1 protein-coding gene is annotated in these 474 nt (G+C 46.4%); it reads right to left on the minus strand.

Annotation, left to right across the window (positions count from 1 at the left end):
• Nucleotides 1-96: 96 nt before the first annotated feature.
• The coding region (locus SB773_RS30035; protein WP_410593842.1) for a DUF6530 family protein at nt 97-474 on the minus strand (378 nt) is incomplete at its 5' end.

Genomic DNA, 474 nt, shown 5'->3' on the forward strand with positions numbered 1-474 from the left:
TACAGCAGAGTCTTCTGCTCGCAGTTCGGGGTTGGGATGTTATGGTAAATCCATGTAGGTAGAATAGATGAGAATCCGCCTATTTAGGCGGGTTCGTTAGTAGCCAAGACGCTTCAATTCCGTTGAAAGGCGTTTCAAGCTTTCATCAAGATATTCCTGGTTTTCTTTTAACTCTTTTTTCATGAGCCCAATATGATGAGTAAGTTCATGATTGTCTGCAGATCGACTAACCGGAAAGTCATCACTGGATGATAGCCGCCCGTTTTTGCTGTAATCCATTGTAATGCAGATCAGAGTGGCAAGGTCTATTACTCGGTGGAGCGGGAGTTCCTCAGACTGCCGGGACCATTTCTCGCCTGTATTCCTCCAAACCTTTGCTGAGAGTTCAGTCCACCCTGCGGTGTTCCATTGAGCAATACCAACAGATAGTCCCATGGCATCAGTTTCGTCAGCGTATGGTCCATCAATGCGATC

The organism is Bacillus sp. SIMBA_074, from assembly GCF_046534555.1.
Classification (GTDB): domain Bacteria; phylum Bacillota; class Bacilli; order Bacillales; family Bacillaceae_G; genus Bacillus_A; species Bacillus_A mycoides.